At 69.5% G+C, this 16730-nt stretch carries 15 protein-coding genes; 11 read left to right on the top strand and 4 right to left on the bottom strand.

Translation table 11 applies throughout. The features are described 5' to 3' along the window. The first annotated feature begins 192 nt into the window (after positions 1-192). On the top strand, positions 193-1818 hold the full coding sequence (locus ABZS69_RS35960) for an ABC-F family ATP-binding cassette domain-containing protein (RefSeq protein ID WP_355379864.1): 1626 nt from the start codon (positions 193-195) through the stop codon (positions 1816-1818). Positions 1819-1870: 52 nt separating this feature from the next. Here ABZS69_RS35960 and ABZS69_RS35955 read toward each other — a convergent pair whose 3' ends face one another. Together ABZS69_RS35955 and ABZS69_RS35950 are read right to left on the bottom strand one after the other, a co-directional pair. Further along, positions 1871-2326: a ribose-5-phosphate isomerase gene (locus tag ABZS69_RS35955; RefSeq protein ID WP_355379862.1), complete on the bottom strand. Its 456-nt coding sequence runs from the start codon at positions 2324-2326 to the stop codon at positions 1871-1873. Between the two features lie 27 nt (positions 2327-2353). Beyond that, a complete protein-coding gene (locus tag ABZS69_RS35950; protein WP_355379860.1) occupies positions 2354-4099 on the bottom strand; it encodes a dihydroxyacetone kinase family protein in 1746 nt (581 codons plus the stop codon). A gap of 98 nt (positions 4100-4197) precedes the next feature. Here ABZS69_RS35950 and ABZS69_RS35945 point away from each other — a divergent pair, with 98 nt between their 5' ends. Genes ABZS69_RS35945 through ABZS69_RS35905 form a run of 9 tightly spaced genes read left to right on the top strand, consistent with a single transcriptional unit; the run spans position 4198 to position 12445 of the window. After that, the gene (locus tag ABZS69_RS35945) at positions 4198-4905 is read left to right on the top strand and encodes a GntR family transcriptional regulator (RefSeq protein ID WP_355379858.1); all 708 of its coding nucleotides are present in this window, start codon (positions 4198-4200) and stop codon (positions 4903-4905) included. Next, positions 4902-5744, top strand: a complete 843-nt coding sequence (locus ABZS69_RS35940; RefSeq protein ID WP_355379856.1) for a sugar phosphate isomerase/epimerase — start codon at positions 4902-4904, stop codon at positions 5742-5744. Before ABZS69_RS35945 ends, ABZS69_RS35940 begins: the two co-directional genes overlap by 4 nt. After that, on the top strand, positions 5741-6610 hold the full coding sequence (locus tag ABZS69_RS35935) for an NAD(P)-dependent oxidoreductase (RefSeq protein WP_355379854.1): 870 nt from the start codon (positions 5741-5743) through the stop codon (positions 6608-6610). The genes ABZS69_RS35940 and ABZS69_RS35935 overlap by 4 nt, the downstream gene beginning before the upstream one ends. Before the next feature lie 3 nt (positions 6611-6613). Further along, positions 6614-7591 (top strand): aldo/keto reductase, encoded by a 978-nt coding sequence (locus ABZS69_RS35930; RefSeq protein ID WP_355379852.1) that lies wholly within the window; start codon positions 6614-6616, stop codon positions 7589-7591. 33 nt (positions 7592-7624) lie between these two features. After that, complete coding sequence (locus ABZS69_RS35925; protein ID WP_355379850.1) at positions 7625-8953, top strand: extracellular solute-binding protein; 1329 nt, start codon at positions 7625-7627, stop codon at positions 8951-8953. Beyond that, positions 8950-9900: a sugar ABC transporter permease gene (locus ABZS69_RS35920; RefSeq protein WP_355379849.1), complete on the top strand. Its 951-nt coding sequence runs from the start codon at positions 8950-8952 to the stop codon at positions 9898-9900. Before ABZS69_RS35925 ends, ABZS69_RS35920 begins: the two co-directional genes overlap by 4 nt. A 36-nt stretch (positions 9901-9936) precedes the next feature. Beyond that, on the top strand, positions 9937-10782 hold the full coding sequence (locus ABZS69_RS35915; protein WP_355379848.1) for a carbohydrate ABC transporter permease: 846 nt from the start codon (positions 9937-9939) through the stop codon (positions 10780-10782). Beyond that, positions 10779-11390 (top strand): hypothetical protein, encoded by a 612-nt coding sequence (locus ABZS69_RS35910; protein WP_355379847.1) that lies wholly within the window; start codon positions 10779-10781, stop codon positions 11388-11390. The genes ABZS69_RS35915 and ABZS69_RS35910 overlap by 4 nt, the downstream gene beginning before the upstream one ends. Before the next feature lie 11 nt (positions 11391-11401). Next, entirely contained in the window at positions 11402-12445 is a 1044-nt protein-coding gene (locus ABZS69_RS35905; protein WP_355379846.1) for a hypothetical protein, read from the top strand. Here ABZS69_RS35905 and ABZS69_RS35900 read toward each other — a convergent pair. Further along, complete coding sequence (locus ABZS69_RS35900; protein ID WP_355379845.1) at positions 12428-13123, bottom strand: GntR family transcriptional regulator; 696 nt, start codon at positions 13121-13123, stop codon at positions 12428-12430. The two genes, ABZS69_RS35905 and ABZS69_RS35900, sit on opposite strands and share 18 nt — an antisense overlap. 106 nt (positions 13124-13229) lie before the next feature. Between ABZS69_RS35900 and ABZS69_RS35895 the strand changes: the two genes are divergently transcribed. Continuing rightward, entirely contained in the window at positions 13230-13820 is a 591-nt protein-coding gene (locus ABZS69_RS35895; protein ID WP_355379844.1) for a hypothetical protein, read from the top strand. A 12-nt stretch (positions 13821-13832) separates the two neighbouring features. Here ABZS69_RS35895 and ABZS69_RS35890 read toward each other — a convergent pair whose 3' ends face one another. Then, positions 13833-16628, bottom strand: a complete 2796-nt coding sequence (locus ABZS69_RS35890; protein ID WP_355379843.1) for a BTAD domain-containing putative transcriptional regulator — start codon at positions 16626-16628, stop codon at positions 13833-13835. Positions 16629-16730: the final 102 nt, after the last annotated feature.

The raw sequence follows: 16730 nt of genomic DNA, 5'->3' as shown, positions 1-16730 counted from the left end.
CGCTCGTGATCGGAAGCTAGGAGACCAGACGTGGCAGGTGACGACGACATCTCCGGGTGATACCGGAGATTGACCGGCCCCGGCAGGCGCGCATGACCGCCGCCGACGTGGCCCTCGTCGTCGTTCCCCGATCCCTGTCCCCTTTGCCGGGCCGCTTCCCCGCGCCCGCGTTCCCGTACGAGGTCTTCTCGCATGTCCGATGCGTTCATCATCTGCTCCAGCCTGTCCTTTTCCTGGCCTGACGACACGCCCGTCTTCAGCGACCTGTCCTTCACCGTGGGCGGCGGCCGTACGGGCCTCGTCGCCCCGAACGGCGCCGGCAAGAGCACGCTGCTCAAGCTGATCGCCGGCGAGTACCGGCCCGGAGGCGGGAGCGTGTCCGTCAGCGGGCCGCTCGGCTACCTGCCGCAGAGCCTGCCCCTCGCCGGCGATCTGACCGTGGCCGAGGTCCTCGGCATCGCGCCCGTGATCGCCGCGCTGGACGCCATCGAGTCGGGCGACGCGAGCGAGGAGCACTTCACCACGATCGGCAACGACTGGGACATCGAGGAGCGCACCCGCGCCCAGCTCGACCGGCTCGGGCTCGGCGAGCTCGGGTTCGACCGCACGCTGCGTACGCTGAGCGGCGGCCAGATCGTCTCGCTCGGCCTGGCCGCGCAGCTGCTCAGGCGGCCCGACGTCCTGCTGCTCGACGAGCCGACGAACAACCTCGACCTCGCCGCGCGCCGCAGGCTCTTCGACGTGCTCGGCGACTGGAACGGCTGCCTGCTCGTGGTCAGCCACGACCGTGCCCTGCTCGACCGCGTGGACCGCGTCGCCGAGCTCGACCGGGGCGAGGTCCGCTTCTACGGCGGCGACTTCACCGCGTACGAGGAGGCCGTACGGGCCGAGCAGGAGGCCGCCGAACGGAACGTGCGCAGCGCCGAGCAGGAGCTCAAGCGCGAGAAGCGGGAGATGCAGCAGGCCCGCGAGCGGGCCGAGCGCCGCGCGGGCACCGCCGCCCGCAACCTCAAGAACGCCGGGCTGCCGCGCATCTTCGCCGGGAACATGAAGCGGGGCGCCCAGGAGGCGGCCGGGCGGGCGGGCCAGATGCACGCCGCCCGCGTCAGCGACGCCAAGGCCAGGCTCGACGAGGCCGGGCGGGCGCTGCGCGACGACCAGAAGATCGCGCTGCAGCTGCCGGGCACGAACGTGCCCGCCGGGCGCACGGTCTTCCACGGCGAGCACCTGCGGGCCCGCGACCTGTTCGCCGAGCCGGGAATCGACCTGACCGTCCGCGGCCCCGAACGCATCGCGCTGACCGGCCCCAACGGCGCCGGCAAGTCGACCCTGCTGCGCCTGATCAGCGGCGACCTGGCGCCGGACGGCGGCACGACCAGGCGGGCCGACGGCCGGGTCGCGTACCTGTCGCAGCGGCTCGACCTGCTCGACGTCGAGCGCAGCGTGGCGGCGAACCTGGCCGCGTTCGCCCCCGGCCTGCCAGAGGCGGAGCGGATGAACCTGCTCGCCCGGTTCCTGTTCCGTGGCGCGCGTGCGCACCTGCCCGTGGGCGTGCTGTCGGGCGGCGAACGGCTGCGCGCCACGCTGGCCTGCGTGCTCTGCGCCGAGCCGGCGCCCCAGCTCCTGCTGCTCGACGAGCCCACCAACAACCTCGACCTGGTCAGCGTGGGGCAGCTGGAGAGCGCGCTCGCCGCGTACGAGGGGGCGTTCGTGGTGGTCAGCCACGACGAGCGGTTCCTGGCGGAGATCGGGGTGGAGCGCCGGCTGGAGCTGTCCGGCGGCCGGCTGGTGCAGGCCGGGGGGCCTGCCGGTGAGTGACGCGCTGCCGGCCCGCGACCTCGTACGGGCTGGGCACGCGGCGCCAGTGCGATCAGTGGGCTTCGTAGCTGTTGATCTCGCCGATCTTCGCGTTCGAAGGACTGGCCGCGTCGAAGGTGTAGCCGAGCCACTCATGGACGAGCTTGCGCGCGAGCTCGATGCCGATGACGCGCTGTCCCATGCAGAGGATTTGGGCGTTGTTGGACAGGACCGATCGTTCGACGGAGTAGCTGTCGTGTGCTGTGGCGGCACGCACGCCTTTGACCTTGTTGGCGGCGATGGCCACGCCGAGCCCGGTTCCGCAGATGAGGATGGCGCGGTCTGCCGCTCCGCGCGCGATCATCTCTGCGGCCTGAATGGCGACGGTCGGATAGTTGGTGTCTCGATCGGCGTCGACGTCGATGACCTCGCTCACGCGCGAGTCTGATTGAAGGTCGGTCTTGATGCGCTGTTTGTACTCGTATCCTGCTTCGTCGGAGCCGACGACGACACGGAGGGCGTTGTTCATGGAGAGCGTCCGTCTGTTGAAGGGGCGTCAGGGAGTGCGGCTCGTCGCGGGGGCGACGAAACGCTCGACGGCGTGAGCGATGATCGCGAGCGACACCGCCCCGGGGTCGGGCGTGCCCAGCGATCTCTCGCCGTGCGTGCGTGCTCTTCCACGGTGTGGGAGCAGGTGAGCGGTCGCGTTCGCCGACGTCGTGGCGGCGACGGCGGCTTTCGCCCATGCGGAGGCGAGACTTTCGCCGGCCTCGACCGCGGCGCCGAGCGTGTGGGCCAGCGGTACGAGCGCGTCGACCAGCGTCTTGTCGCCGACGGCGGCCTGTCCGTACGCGGTGACGTCGGCGACCGCGCGGTTCAGGCCGCGGACGAGATCGCGAGCCGTGGGTTCTTCGCTGTCGCCGAGTTCTCGGCCGATCGCCCGCAGGATGACCGCCCAGATGGCGCCGGAGGTACCGCCCGCCTTGTCGGACCACGCGTCGGCGGCTGTGCCGAGCGTCGTTTCCGCGCCGCAGTTTGAGCTGACCGCTGCCGCGGCCGCCTTCGCCGCCGCGCGGGTGCCGCGCCGCATGCCGATCCCGTGGTCGCCGTCGCCGGCCACGGCGTCGATGCGGCCGAGGTCGTCCGCCGCGGCGTCGATCGCGATGAAGGCCGCGTCGAGGGCCGAAGCGATCCTGGCGGCCAGGTGGCGGGAGGCTTCGCTCGATGGCGGCGGTGTTTCCGGGTCCGTCGATACGTACTCGGCGGTGAACGGGCGCAGCGCGGCGGTGTCGACGGCGCCGGTGCGGAACGCGGGCGTGTCCGCCGGGGCCGCCCACAGCCGTTCCAGTTCGTCGTCGAGCCACAGCAGGGTCAGGGAGACACCTGCCATGTCGAAGCTCGTGCAGTATTCGCCGACCTGGGGGTCGACGGCCACGACGCCCGCGTCGTCGAGGAGTTCGGCGATCCGGCGGTAGACGACGAACAACTCCTCGTTCTTCACTGATCCGAGGCCGTTGAGGATGGGGACCACGCGGGCGCCGCCGGGTCCGGCCCCCAGAGGCAGCTCGTCGGCCGCCAGCAACTGGTCGATCAGCAACGTGGCCAGCCCGTCCGCGGTGGGCAGGTCGACCTCGTCGATTCCGGGCTCACCGTGGATCCCCAGCCCGATCGCCATCCGCCCCGGCGGGACGGTGAACAACGGCTCGGGAGCGCCCGGCAGGCTGCACCCGGAGAAGGCGACCCCCATCGATCTCGTGTGGAGATTCGCCCGCCTGGTCACGGTCTCGACCGCGTCCAGGTCGTATCCCGCCGCCGCGGCGGCGCCGGCGATCTTGAACACCGCGAAGTCGCCGGCGATCCCGCGCCGTTGTGCCGTGCGGCCTGCGGGGGCGCTGAAGATGTCGTCGGTGACGAGCACCGTCCGGCAGTCGATCCCCTCGGCCCGGAGGGTCTCCTGAGCGGTGCCGAAGTGCAACACGTCGCCGGCGTAATTGCCGTAGGACAGCAGCACGCCCTCGCCCTGATCGCTCGCGCGGACGACCGACTCGACCTGGTGCGCCGATGGCGAGGAGAACAGGTTGCCCATGGCGGCCCCGTGCGCGAGGCCTGGGCCGACGAGCCCGCCGAAGGCCGGGTAGTGTCCGGATCCTCCGCCGATGACGACCGACACCGTCGGCCGCGGGTCTCGCGTCGAGCGTACGACTCCACCTGGCACTTGCCGCACCCACCTGCCGCAGGCTGCGGCGAAGCCTTCGAGCATCTCGTCGGCGAAGTCGTCCGGTGCGTTCCACAGACGGGTCATGCGTTGCTGCCTCTCTCACACTCACCGATGCGTTGTCGGTAGGATAATTGTTGACAAAAAAATGTCAACGGTTACTGTTGGCGGCTATGGACAACGGGATGCGCACCACGCTTGACCGCAGCACGCTGCGTGAGCGGTGCACGGCATTTGTGCGAGAACGGATCATCTCCGGGGAGTTGCGCCCAGGAGAGCACATCGTCGAGGTGCCGTTGAGCCGCGAGCTGGGTGTGAGTCGCGGGACGTTGCGGGAGTCCCTTCGCCCGCTCGAAGCCGAGGGGCTCATCGTCGGCGACGGCCGTGGCCACATGCTCGTCCGCGAGCTCCACTCGCGGGAGATCCTCGAGGTCTTCGAGGTCCGTGAAGCGCTGGAGGTGCTGGCGGCGACGAAGCTGGCCAAGCGTGAAGACCGGTTGGCGACCGCCGCGGAGCTGCGTCAGCTCCTCGTCCCGCTGCAGTCGCACGACCTGGCTTTCGGCAGGCAGATCGAGCTGGACCTCGGGTTCCACGCCCGGCTGGTCCAACTGGCCGACAGCGAGACCCTCGTGTCCGCATGGGGTCGCCTGATCGGTCAGATCGAAATGATGATCATCGCTGCCGGGCCACAACGCGCCGCCGACCGCATGCGTTACGCCGAACACGTCGCGATCGCCGACGCGATAGAGACCGGCGACTCCGCCCACGTGGCCGCCGTCGTGTCGGCTCACATGAGCGACTTCTGCCGCAAGTACATCGAAGATGCGCTGGCCGACGAGTTGCGCGCCGGCGAGACCCCCCGTCTCGACACCGAACGTCCGGACGCGTCATGACGACGCTCCCGCCCCTGGCCTGTTCCACGATCACCTTCCGGCACTACGAACTGCGCAAGGCCCTCGACGCCATCGCGGATCTGGGGTTCGACCAGGTCGACCTCGGCGCCCTCGCCGGATTGTGCGAGCATGTCCCGCCCGACGGCAGCGCGGCCGTGCTCGCCGCGGTCGCGGCCCAGGTGCGCGCGAGCTCGCTCGCGGTGACCAGCGTCAACGCCGATCCGGGCTCGTTCAACGCCGCCGAAAGCCATCCGGCCGTTCTCGGCGCGATCCATCGCCTGCTCGACTTCTGCGCCGACGCCGGAAGCCCTCGTCTCGTCCTCACCTGCGGAGCTCGCGAGCAGCCCGCCGTCGCGTCGCACACCCAGATCGGCCTGGTGGCCGACGGGCTGAACACCGCGCTCGAACGGGCTCAGGACCTGGGGATCGAGCTCGTGGTCGAAGCGCCTCACCACTTCCGCCTGGTCAACACGATCCCACGGACGCAGGCACTGCTGGCCGCGCTCTCACCGGCGGTGCGGCAGGCGTGGGACGTCTCCCACGTGCGGGCCTCCGGCGCCGATCCCGCCGGGTTGTTCCCGCAGTTCGCGCCTCGCGTGTCGATCGTCCATCTCCGTGACGCGCTCCTGGGCGACATCCGCAGGCCGATGGGCCTGGGCGACGTGGACTTCGGCGGCGTCTTCTCCAGCGCGTCGGCGTCCGGCTTCGAGGGACCGTTCGTCCTCGAACTGGAGACGCACGACAGCCCGTTCGAAACGAAGGAAGAGGAAGTGCGATCCGCCCTGAACCATCTGAGCACCGCAGCGACATCCGCCGTGATCGGCCGGGAGGAGCGGTGAACGTCGCGTTCGTCGGCGTCGGCGCGATGGGGCTGCCGATGGCGCGCCTGGTGCGACGCCATCATCCGCTGACGGTCTTCGACCTCGATGCCGACCGGGTCGCCCAACTCGTCGCCGAGGGAGCGCGAGCCGCCGCCAGCGCGTCCGCCGCCGCGCAGGGGGCCGACGCGGTGATCGTGATGGTGGCGACACCCGCCCAGCTCAAGGAGGCCCTCTTCGGCGATGACGGCGTTCACGCCGGACTCGCCGCCGGCACGACCGTCATCATCATGAGCTCGGTCGGCATCGAGGCGGCGGTCGAGGCGGGCCGGCGCCTGAGCGCGCTCGGGGCGCACGTCGTGGACGCCCCGGTCACCGGCGGCGTCGTCAGGGCCGTGACCGGGGAACTGACCGCACTCGTCGGCGCCGACCCGGACGCACTCGCCGCGGCGCTTCCTCTCCTGCACCTCATGGCCGCGAAAGTCGCCCACTGCGGCCACCGCATCGGCGACGGACAGGCCGTGAAGCTCGTCAACCAGCTGCTGTGCTCGGTCCACCTCGCCGCCGCGGCCGAGGGACTTCAGTTCGCGCACCGGCTCGGCCTCGATCCCGCCAAGGTGCTCGCCGCCATCGAGTCCGGGGCCGCCGCGTCGTTCATGCTGAGCGACCGAGGCCCCCGGATGCTCGCCGCCGAACAGCTGCCCGCGCTCAGCGCGATCGACATCTTCGTCAAGGACTCCTCCCTCGTCCTGGCCGCCGCCCGCGAGGCCGGCGCCGTGACCCCCCTGACGGAACAAGCCAACAAGATCTTCTCCTTGGCCAGCCGCGAAGGGCTGGGCAGGAGCGACGACTCCAGCGTCATCCGCGTGTTCGAAAAGGAGCGATAACCGATGAAGTACCGCAGAGTCGGTGCGAGCGGACTCGAAGTCTCCGCAGTGACCTTGGGCTGCATGAGCTACGGCGATCCCGCCCGGGGCGCACACGGCTGGACCCTCCCGGAGGAGCCCAGCCGGGAGTTCATCAAACGTGCGCTCGAACTCGGCATCACCACCTTCGACACGGCGAACATCTACTCCCTGGGCCAGAGCGAGGAGATCCTCGGGCGTGCCATCCGCGACTTCGCCCGTCGCGAGGAAGTGGTCCTGGCGACGAAGGTGCACGGGGTGATGCGCCCCGGCCCGAACGGAGGCGGGCTGTCGCGCCGGCACATCATGGAGCAGATAGACGCGAGCCTGCGGCGCCTGCGAACCGACTACGTCGACCTCTATCAGATCCATCGGTGGGACGACACCGTCTCGATCGAGGAGACGATGGAGGCCCTCCACGATGTCGTGAAGGCGGGCAAGGCCCGCTACATCGGGGCCTCGTCGATGTACGCCTGGCAGTTCGCCAAGGCCCACTACACCGCGCGCCTGAACGGCTGGACGACGTTCATCTCGATGCAGGCCCAGTACAACCTCCTGACGAGGGAGGACGAACGGGAGCTGCATCCGTTCTGCCTCGACCAAGGCGTCGGCACGCTGCCGTGGAGCCCCCTCGCCCGCGGCAAGCTCGCACGCCCGTGGGACGTCGGCAGCGACCGGATCAAGACCGATCCGCTGGGCAAGACGCTGTACCAGCAGGCCGAGGCGGAAGACCGGAAAATCGCGGAGCAGGTTGGCGCCATCGCCGAGGGTCGAGGCGTCAGCCGCACCCAGGTCGCCCTCGCCTGGCTGCTGCACCGCCCCGTCGTCACCTCGCCGATCATCGGAGCGACCAGGCTCCGGCATCTCGACGATGCGGTCGCCGCAGTTGAGCTCGCCCTGAGCGAGGACGAGCTGCGGCAGTTGGAAGAGCACTACGTCCCGCATCGAGTGGAAGGTTTCTGACCCCCACTTGCCAGGAAGAAAGGAACACCCCCCATGCACAGCGACAACCCGGGGCCGTCCCGGCGATCCATCCTCCGTTACGGAGCCGCCGCGACCGGCCTCACCGCACTCGCCCTGGCCGGTTGCGCACCGTCCGGGGACGGCCGGAAGTCAGGGGGAGGCAGGCCCGCGGGAAACGTGGCCCTGCGGATGTCCGCCTTCGGCTCGACCGTGCGTCAGCAGAAGCTGCGGCAGGTCTACGACCTGTACACGAAGAAGCGCGGCGGCTCGGTGGAGCTCGCCCTGCTCGCCAACGACGCGTACGCGCAGAAGCTGGCCACCGAAATCGCCGGCGGCGCCGCCGCCGACACGATCGCGCTGTTCCAGCACATCGTCGCGCAGTACGCGCTCAAGAACGCGCTCACCCCGCTCGACGACTACGTCCCCAGCGTCCTGAACATCTCCCAGTTCGACCAGTCCTCCATCGCCGGCGGCGTGATCAAGGGCAAGCGTGCCGCGCTTCCGCTCGGCGACAACGCCTATGGAACGATCTACGACAAGAGCGCCCTGGACGCCATCGGGATGTCGGTGCCCAAGCCCGGCCACACCTGGGACGACTTCATCGCCTTCGCCAACGACGTCAGGAAGAAGTCGGGCGGTGCCTACTACGGCACCGTTGACGACAGCGGCGACTTCAACGGCTTCCAGGTGTTCGTCCGCCAGCGGGGCAAGGAGCTGTACAAGGACGGCAAGCTCGGAGTCTCCCCTGACGACGTGCGGGCGTGGTTCGAGATCTGGGCCGAGCTCCGCAAGACCGGCGCCGCCCCGCCCGGCGACCTGACCGTCCAGGCCGCCAGCGGCGGCTTCGGCACCACGCTCCTCGTCGGCAAGAAGGCGCCGAATCTCTTCATCTACCCGAACGTCCTCGGCGCGCTCCAGGCGCTCACCAAGACCGAGCTCGCCGTCACGACCATGCCCATGCCGAGCGCCGCCCAGTCCGGGCACTTCCTGCGCGCGTCCAACTGGGTGGGCGTGTACGGGCGCTCAGAGCATCCCGCGGACGCGGTCGATCTGGTGAACTTCATCGTCAACGACGAACAGGCGGTCAAGGTGCTGCAGGCCGAGTTCGGCGCCCCGCCGAACCTCCAGCTGCGCAAGTCGATCACCTACAACCAGGTCGATCGGCTCTTCGTCGACTACGTGGACCTGGTGGCCAAGGAGTTCGCGCACCCTGTGCCGTCGCTGGCCGACGAGTTCCCCGGCGGCTCTCCGCAGGTGATGACGGCCTTCGTCACGACCAGCCAGAGCATCGCGACCGGCAGGCAGACGATCCCCGACGGCGTCGACAGCTTCCTGTCCCAGGCTTCGGGGTTCCTCACATGACCACGACCGTCATTTCCCGCCGTAAGGCGCCGGCCGCCGCGGGCTCGCCACCGGCCGCCAGCTGGCGGCGGTCCCAGGGCAAGTGGGCCCTGCTGTTCCTCGGCCCCTGGATAGTCGGGCTGGTGCTGCTGACCCTCGGGCCGATCGTCGCCTCGCTGCTGATGTCGTTCACCGACTACGACCTGCTGGACACGCCTCGGTGGATCGGCGCGGCGAACTACACCAGGATGTTCACCGCGGACCCGCTGTGGTGGCAGTCGGTGAAGGTGACCGCGCTCTACGTCGCCGTCTCCGTCCCCCTGCAGCTCACCTTCGCGCTGCTGCTGGCCATGGTGCTCAACCGCGGCGTCAAGGGCCTCGGCGTGTGGCGGGCCGTCTACTACGTTCCCAGCCTGTTCGGCTCCGGCGTCGCCATCGCGATCCTCTGGCGCGAGATCTTCGGCTCGGCCGGACTGCTCAACACCCTGCTGGGCGTCATCGGGATCCACTCCACCACGAGCTGGATCGGCGACCCGGACTGGTCTCTCGGCACCCTGGTGCTGTTGCGGGTCTGGGAGTTCGGCTCTCCGATGATCATCTTCCTGGCCGGGCTCAAGCAGATTCCCACCGACCTGTACGAGGCGGCCTCGCTCGACGGCGCCGGGGGGCTCCGGAAGTTCTTCTCCGTCACCCTGCCCATGCTGACGCCGATCGTCTTCTTCAACCTGATCCTCCAGCTGATCAACGCCTTCCAGATCTTCGGCTCGGCCTTCATCATCGGCGGCGGCACGGGAGGCGCGGCGAACTCCATGCTCGTCTACACCCTGTATCTGTACCAGGCCGCGTTCAACAACTTCCAGATGGGCTACGCGGCGGCGATGGCCTGGGTACTGCTGGTGATCATCGGCGCGGTGACCGCCGTCAACTTCTGGATCAGCCGCTACTGGGTCCACTACTCGGATGACTAGGCAGAGCGCGCTATGACCACCACCTCACGACCAGTCGTGTCTCACTCGCCCAGACTCGCGGGACGCACGATCATCTACGTCCTCCTCGGCGCGGGCGCGATCGTCATGCTGTACCCCTTGCTCTGGCTGCTCGCGAGTTCGTTCAAACCGGCCGACGAGATCTTCAGCTCCGCCGCTCTGCTGCCCCGTAGCTGGGACTTCGGCAATTACCTGCGCGGCTGGAGCACGGCGGCCGGGACGTCGTTCGGGCAGCCCATGCTGAATTCGATCCTCGTCAGCGGCGGAGCCGTCGTCGGCAACGTCGTCGCCTGCTCGCTCGCGGCATTCGCCTTCGCCCGACTGGAGTTCAGATTCAAGCGCACCGCGTTCGCGCTCATGATGGTGACCATCATGTTGCCGGCTCAGGTGACGATCATCCCCCAGTACATCCTGTTCCACTCACTCGGCTGGGTGAACACGTTCACGCCGCTCATCCTGCCGAAGTTCTTCGCCGTCGACGCCTTCTTCATCTTCCTGATGGTCCAGTTCATCCGCGGCATTCCCCGTGAGCTCGACGACGCGGCCGCGCTGGACGGGTGCAACCCGGGCCAGATCTATTGGCGGGTGATCCTGCCGCTGCTGAGGCCCGCCCTGGTCACGACCGCGATCTTCACCTTTCTCTGGACCTACAACGACTTCTTCTCGCAGCTGATCTATATCTCGCGCTCGGAGCTGTACACCGTCTCGCTCGCTCTGCGCCAGTTCATCGACGGCACCGGGCAATCCGAGTTCGGGCCGATGTTCGCGATGAGCGTGGTCTCGCTGCTGCCGACCCTCATCCTGTTCCTGGTGTTCCAACGGCTGATCGTCGACGGAATCTCCACGTCAGGGCTGAAAGGATGACCCGCCCGACCGGCCGGCACCGATGGGCCGGCACCACGCTCCAGGCGCTCGACACGGCCTGCCGGTACCTGTTGCTGAGCACACTGTGGACGATCGGGACGGCGCTGGTGGTGACCGCGCCGGCCGCCACCTCCGCGCTCGTGGAGACGGCCCGAGGCGGTTCGCGCGGCGATCTCGGTCCCGTGCTCACCACGTTCCTCGCGAACATGCGGCGTACCGCACGCACGAGCACCGCCGCCGCGGCGGTGCTGCTGCCGGTCGCGGCGCTCCTGGGGGTCAACTTCGCCATCGTCCCCCTCATGCGCGAACAGGGGATGTACGTGGCGGCCGCCCTGATGTCGATAGCGATCCCCTTCCTGCTGTTCAGCGCCAATCTCATGCCGGCCACGGCCGGCGAGGACCTGCCGGTCCGCCAGGCGTATCGGCGGACTCTCGAACGCATCGTCACCCATCCGTTCGTCGCCATCGTCACCGCTCTCATCGCCGCCGGCGGCGCCGCGCTGATCTACCTCCAGCCGCTGAGCGCGTTCGTCATCGCCGCGCCCGCCGCGCGCCTGGTCGTCGCCCTGCACGATCGTCCTGCCGCGCGGCCGGCCAGGGCCTACTAAGGAGACCATCCATGACCACGATCTCGATCCGGGACACCGACTTCCTCATCGACGGTCAGATCGCCAACCAGGGCCGCAAGCTCGACGACATTCCCCTCGACGGCCTCCTGCTGAACAGCCGGATGATCAACGGAGCTTTCGACGACGCGAACCCGGCCACCGTTCACATGTGGGCCTACCCGGACACCGGAGCGTGGGACGCGGAGCGCAACAACCGCGAGTTCGTCGCGGCGATGCCCCAGTGGAAGGCCGACGGGCTCAACGCGTTCACGGTCGGAATCCAGGGCGGCAGCCCACAGGGCTACAGCACGCGACAGCCCTGGGACAACGCCGGGTTCACCGCCGACGGTCACTTCAAGGACGGCTACCGGCGCCGCGTCGGCAACATCCTCGAAGAGGCTGATCGGCTCGGCCTCGCCGTCATCCTCGACATCTTCTATCACGGCCAAGATCATTGGCTGCGCGACGAGGACGCGATCAGGACCGCGATCACCGAGGTGTGCCAGTGGGTGCTCCAGTCGGGCTGGCAGCACGTCCTGATCGAGATCGCGAACGAGGTGAACTACCACACGCACTACACCCACGACCTGATCAAGGCCCCGCGCGTGCACGAGCTGATCGCGCATGCGAAGTCGGTGTCACACGAGGGCCGGCGCCTGCTGGTGAGCACCAGCTTTCTCGCCCTGCCGCCCATCATCACCCCCGAGGTGCTCACCGAGTCGGACTTCGTCCTGCTGCACGGGAACGGAACCCCGGCCCCGGACCGGCTGCGCGACATGGTCGAAGAGGTGAAGTCGACGCCTGGATACGCTCCCAAGCCCATCATGTTCAACGAGGACGATCACTTCGACTTCGACCAGCCGCACAACCACATGAAGGCCGCGCTCGCCGCCGGCGCGTCCTGGGGGTACTTCGACCCCGGTTCGATCACGACCAACCCCCCTCAGCCGACCCGCGGGGACTACACGAACGGCTACCAGGCCGTGCCGATCAACTGGGGAGTCAGCACGGAAACGAAGCGCGCGTTCTTCGAGACCCTACGACGGGTGCGATGACGTCTCGGCCGAGGCCCTTTCGAGGGCGTCGCCGACGTAGCGTTGCGAAAAGTCGCTCATGTGGCTGGTGAGCGTCTCCTGCACCGCGTCGACTTCGCCGGACCGGATGGCGTCCACGATCGGCAGATGCTCCTCATAACGCATCCGCCCCATGGCGCGATCCGGCCCGGCGGCGATGATCATCATGCGGATCTGGCCGATCAACTGGCGCCAGGCGGCGCTCAACGTGTTGTTGCCCGTCAGCTCGCACAGGAAGGCATGAAAGCCGAGATCGACCTCGATCCGCTCACCGAAGCCGAGATCTTGCCGCCGCAGCGGCCTGATCTTGTCCTCGAGCAGGTCGGCGAACTCCCCGCGCCGGGAACTGCGCGCGAGCTTGGACGCCGCCAGGATCTCAAGGGCGTTGCGCACCTCGAAGACATCGGCGATCTCCGCCGCGCTCAGGGTCCTGACGCGCATGTGGCCTTTGCCGTCGTTGACCAGCAGGCCCTCGTTCTCGATCGAACGCAGAGCCTCACGCAGGGTGCCCCGGCTGATCCCCAGCGCCTCGCTGAGGTGGGCTTCTTTGATGTGCTCGCCGGGCTGCAGCGCTCCCGACACGATCTCACCACGAAGATACGCAACACACCGCTCGCGAAGATTCCGACGATCGAACCCGCCCGCGGCGCCCACACTCATGGATCAAGGTTACCTGGGATCGAGCGGACCTGACTGGTCAAGCCGTGTCGGGAGTGTTAACTGGTCCGGGCACGGCCGGTGGCGCCGTCCGCGCCGCGCTCCCAGAATGGCGACCACGAGTGGCGAGGCCCTGGAGCGGTGGATGGCCGCCGTGGCGCGCGGCGACCGCGCGGATCCCCCGGCCGCGCTGACGGTCGAGGACTGCACGGCCGCGGGCCTGGCGCCGTACGGGAGGTCCTACCGGCGCTCCCGCCGGGGCGTGACGTTCCGGGCGTATTTCACCCCCGACCGGCGGCACCACGCTCTGCTGCTGGCCGGGCCCGAGCCCCTGCTGTGGATGGACGGCCGGAGCGCGGCCGTCCCGACCGGCATCGGGGGCGTGCCGTGCGACCGGAGGTGGGGCCCGCTGTGCGACGAGCACGTCGCCTGGCTGGACGACCGGTTCGTCCACGCCGAGGTGGGCGGCCTGTGGAGCCATCCTCTGTACGACCCGGTCAAAATGGATCTTCTCGGCGACATCCGCGGGCTGCTGATCTGGGACGCGGCGAAACGGGTCCGGCACCTCCAGCTCCCCGCTCCGGGCGAGGCGCGGACGAGCCCGATCCCGGCGCGGCGGGGCGATTCGTGGTGCGTCTATCCGGACGGCGCGGCGTACCGCGCGGATCGTCCCGATCGCACGCTCCCGATCCCCCGCTGAGCCCGCCGGGGCTCAGGAGGATCTCGCGCGCAAGGTGTCGAGCCTCTCCTGCACGTGCTTCGTCTTCGCGGTGCGGTGCTGGTCCCGGTAGATGGCCAGGGCCTGGCTCCAGGCTCGGGCGGCTTCGTCGTACCGGCCGAGGGCCTGGTAGGTGTCGCCGAGGTTGGACAGGGTGTCGGCCTCCTGGCTGGCGTTGCCGGTCTCCCGCCGCAGCCTCAAGGCGTTGCGGTAGTAGTCGAGGGCTCGGGTGTGATGGCCGGTGTTGTGGGCGATGTAGCCGAGGCTGTCGAGGGTCGCCGCCTCGCCGTTGCGGTCGCCGTGCCGGCGGAGCAGGGCCAGCGCCTGCTCGCAGTACCCCTGAGCCTTGGCGAAGTCGCCGAGCATCGCGTGGCCCCACCCCAGGGAGTTGAACGCGTTGGCCTCCCCCATGACGTCGTCGATGTCCTGGTAGAGGCGCAGCGCGTGCTCCAGGTGGACCAGCGCCTGCTGGGGCTCGTTCCGGTGGCCCCAGGCCAGGGCGAGCGTGTGGCGGACATGGGCCTGGCCGGCGATGTTCCCCGTCCGCTCGTACAGGGCGAGGGCTTCGGCGAAATGGGACAGGGCCTCCGCGTGGTGCCCCACCCGGGTGCAGGCGCGGCCGAGCAACTGGTGGACCAGGGCATCGGCGGCCGGATCGTTCAGATGCTCGACGGCGCTGGCCGCCATGCGCCAGGCCGAAACGCTGTTCTGGAGCATGTTGTGGCCCAGGTGGAAGGTGTCGAGCGTCCAGGCCAGTTGCCACACGGCGGCGTGGAGGTCGTGCTCGACGGCCAGCCGCTGAGCGGCGAGCAGGCAGGCGTGCTCGGCCTTGAACCAGGCCTGGGCCTGCGCCACGTCCGCCAAGGCGTACGGCAGGCAACCGGGGGCCGGCGGCTCCATCTCGACGGCGTTCCGGCGGCGGGGAGAGAGCAGGCGGTCGGCGGCGTGCGAGGTGTGCAGGTAGAAGTCCACGAGCCGGCGCACGGCGGCGGTACGGGCACCCGCGCTCAGGTCGAGGCGGGCGCGTTCGATGGCGTAGAGGCGGACGAGGTCGTGCATCCGATAGCGGCCGGGAACGTGCTGGTACAGCAGATGGGCGGTCTCCAGGGTGCGCAGCAGCGTGCGGGTGCGGGCCACCGGATGGCCGATGAGGCCGGCGACGGCGGGCAGGCTGATGTCGGGGCCGGACGCCAGGCCCAGATAGGCGAAGGTCTCGGCCGCCTGAGGGGTCAGCACGCGATAGGAGGAGCCGAAGACCTCCCGCAGGTCGGTGCTGAGCTCTTCGGTCTGCAAGGCGTCCAATCGGGTGGTCTCCGCCTGCAGCTCGTCCGCCAGCGACGCCAGCGGAAGCCCGGCGTTGATGATGGCCCGCGCGGCGACGATCCCGAGCGCCAGCGGCAACCCCGCGCACGTCTTGATGATGTCGTCCACCGCCGCGCGTTCGGCCGCCATGCGGTCCTGGCCCAGACGGCGTCTCAGCAGCAGACCGGCCTGCTCGTCGGAGAGCGGCGCCAGCCGCAGCAACTGGGCGCCCTCGGCCGCGATCAGGCCGGTGAGCGCGGTCCGGCTGGTCACCAGGGCGAGGGCCTCCGGGGACGGGGGCAGCAGCGGGCGCACCTGGTCGGGCTCGCGGGCGTTGTCCAGGAGGAGGAGCACCCGCCGGCCGGCCAGCAGACTCCGGTAGAGCCCGATCTGCTCCCCGAAGGTGGAGGGCATGCGGTGGTGGGGCACCTGGAGGAACCCCAGCAGGATCCGCACCGCCTCCGACGGCGACATGGACGTCTCGGCCGGGCTGAACCCCCGCAGGTCCACGTAGAGCTGGCCGTCGGGAAAGCGGTCACGCACCGCGTGGGCCCAGTGCGCGGCGAGCGCGGTCTTACCGACCCCGCCGGAGCCGGTAATCACGCAGGTCGTGGCGGTGCGCGGCGGCGCCTCGTCCGCGAGCGGGAGCAGCCCGTCCAGGACGAACAGCTCGGCCTCCCTGCCGCTGAAATGCTTGACGTCCGAGGGGAGCTGGCAGACCGGCGTCCACGGTAAGGGCTCGCTCACCGGCGTGGTGCCGGCCAGGATGGCGGCCTGCAGTTGCCGCAGCTCCTCGCCGGGCTCCAGGCCCAGCTCGTCGGTGAGCGCCGAGCGGGCGTGCTGGAAGGCCTCCAGCGCCTTGTCCCGTTGTCCCGCGCGTGAATGCGCGAGCATGAGCAGCCGCCACGCCTGCTCGCGCAGCGGCTGCTCGGCGACGAACGCGCGGAGGTCCTCGATCACCTCCGCCGGCTGGCCGAGGACGAGCTTCGCCTCGGCCCAGTCGAGCCTGACCGCGGCCAGCCGCTCCTCCAGCTCGGTCACGCGGGCGAGCATGTGGCCGGAGAGCTTGGTGCCTTCGGCGGGCTTCCCCCGCCACATCGCCATGGCCTTCTCGAACTGGGCGACGGCGGCGCGGACGTCGCCCGCCTCGGCCTCTTTCCGCGCCAGCCGTACCGCCTGTTCGAACTGGAGGAGGTCCACCTCCTCGGCGCTGGCCTCGAAGGTGTATCCCGTCTCCCTGGTGAGGAGCCGCGCGTCGAGCGACAGGCTCCTGCGGAGCTGGCCGACGTAGGTCTGGAGGTTGGGGATGGCCGAGGCGGGCGGATCTTCCCACAGGGCCTCGACCAGCCGCTCCCTGGACACCAGGGTGTTGACGTTGAGAAGCAGGCTGGCGAGGAGGGCACGCGGCTTGCCGGTGAGATGAACCTCCCGGCCGTCGGCCCAGCACACCCGCACCGGGCCCAAGACTGCAAAGGTCGTGTCGACCATGACCCACCTCCTCGCCTTGTGGTGGCGCTGTAGCACGCTTGTGGCGTCAGCGCCGATTGTGGCTCAGAGGGCATTCACGGTCGAGCGGAACGGGCCGAAAAG

Origin of the sequence: Nonomuraea sp. NPDC005650, from assembly GCF_040605375.1 — a bacterium.
Classification (GTDB): domain Bacteria; phylum Actinomycetota; class Actinomycetes; order Streptosporangiales; family Streptosporangiaceae; genus Nonomuraea.
Note: the sequence above shows the minus strand (reverse complement) of the source record. Positions and strands in the feature narration are given on the sequence as shown.

Bases quoted from the DNA above. Each gene is read 5' to 3' on its own strand.
- ABZS69_RS35960 (WP_355379864.1), top strand. From the start codon at position 193: ATGTCCGATGCGTTCATCATCTGCTCCAGCCTGTCCTTTTCCTGGCCT.
- ABZS69_RS35955 (WP_355379862.1), bottom strand. From the start codon at position 2,326: ATGAACAACGCCCTCCGTGTCGTCGTCGGCTCCGACGAAGCAGGATAC.
- ABZS69_RS35950 (WP_355379860.1), bottom strand. From the start codon at position 4,099: ATGACCCGTCTGTGGAACGCACCGGACGACTTCGCCGACGAGATGCTC.
- ABZS69_RS35945 (WP_355379858.1), top strand. From the start codon at position 4,198: ATGCGCACCACGCTTGACCGCAGCACGCTGCGTGAGCGGTGCACGGCA.
- ABZS69_RS35940 (WP_355379856.1), top strand. From the start codon at position 4,902: ATGACGACGCTCCCGCCCCTGGCCTGTTCCACGATCACCTTCCGGCAC.
- ABZS69_RS35930 (WP_355379852.1), top strand. From the start codon at position 6,614: ATGAAGTACCGCAGAGTCGGTGCGAGCGGACTCGAAGTCTCCGCAGTG.
- ABZS69_RS35925 (WP_355379850.1), top strand. From the start codon at position 7,625: ATGCACAGCGACAACCCGGGGCCGTCCCGGCGATCCATCCTCCGTTAC.
- ABZS69_RS35920 (WP_355379849.1), top strand. From the start codon at position 8,950: ATGACCACGACCGTCATTTCCCGCCGTAAGGCGCCGGCCGCCGCGGGC.
- ABZS69_RS35910 (WP_355379847.1), top strand. From the start codon at position 10,779: ATGACCCGCCCGACCGGCCGGCACCGATGGGCCGGCACCACGCTCCAG.
- ABZS69_RS35905 (WP_355379846.1), top strand. From the start codon at position 11,402: ATGACCACGATCTCGATCCGGGACACCGACTTCCTCATCGACGGTCAG.
- ABZS69_RS35900 (WP_355379845.1), bottom strand. From the start codon at position 13,123: ATGAGTGTGGGCGCCGCGGGCGGGTTCGATCGTCGGAATCTTCGCGAG.
- ABZS69_RS35895 (WP_355379844.1), top strand. From the start codon at position 13,230: ATGGCGACCACGAGTGGCGAGGCCCTGGAGCGGTGGATGGCCGCCGTG.
- ABZS69_RS35890 (WP_355379843.1), bottom strand. From the start codon at position 16,628: ATGGTCGACACGACCTTTGCAGTCTTGGGCCCGGTGCGGGTGTGCTGG.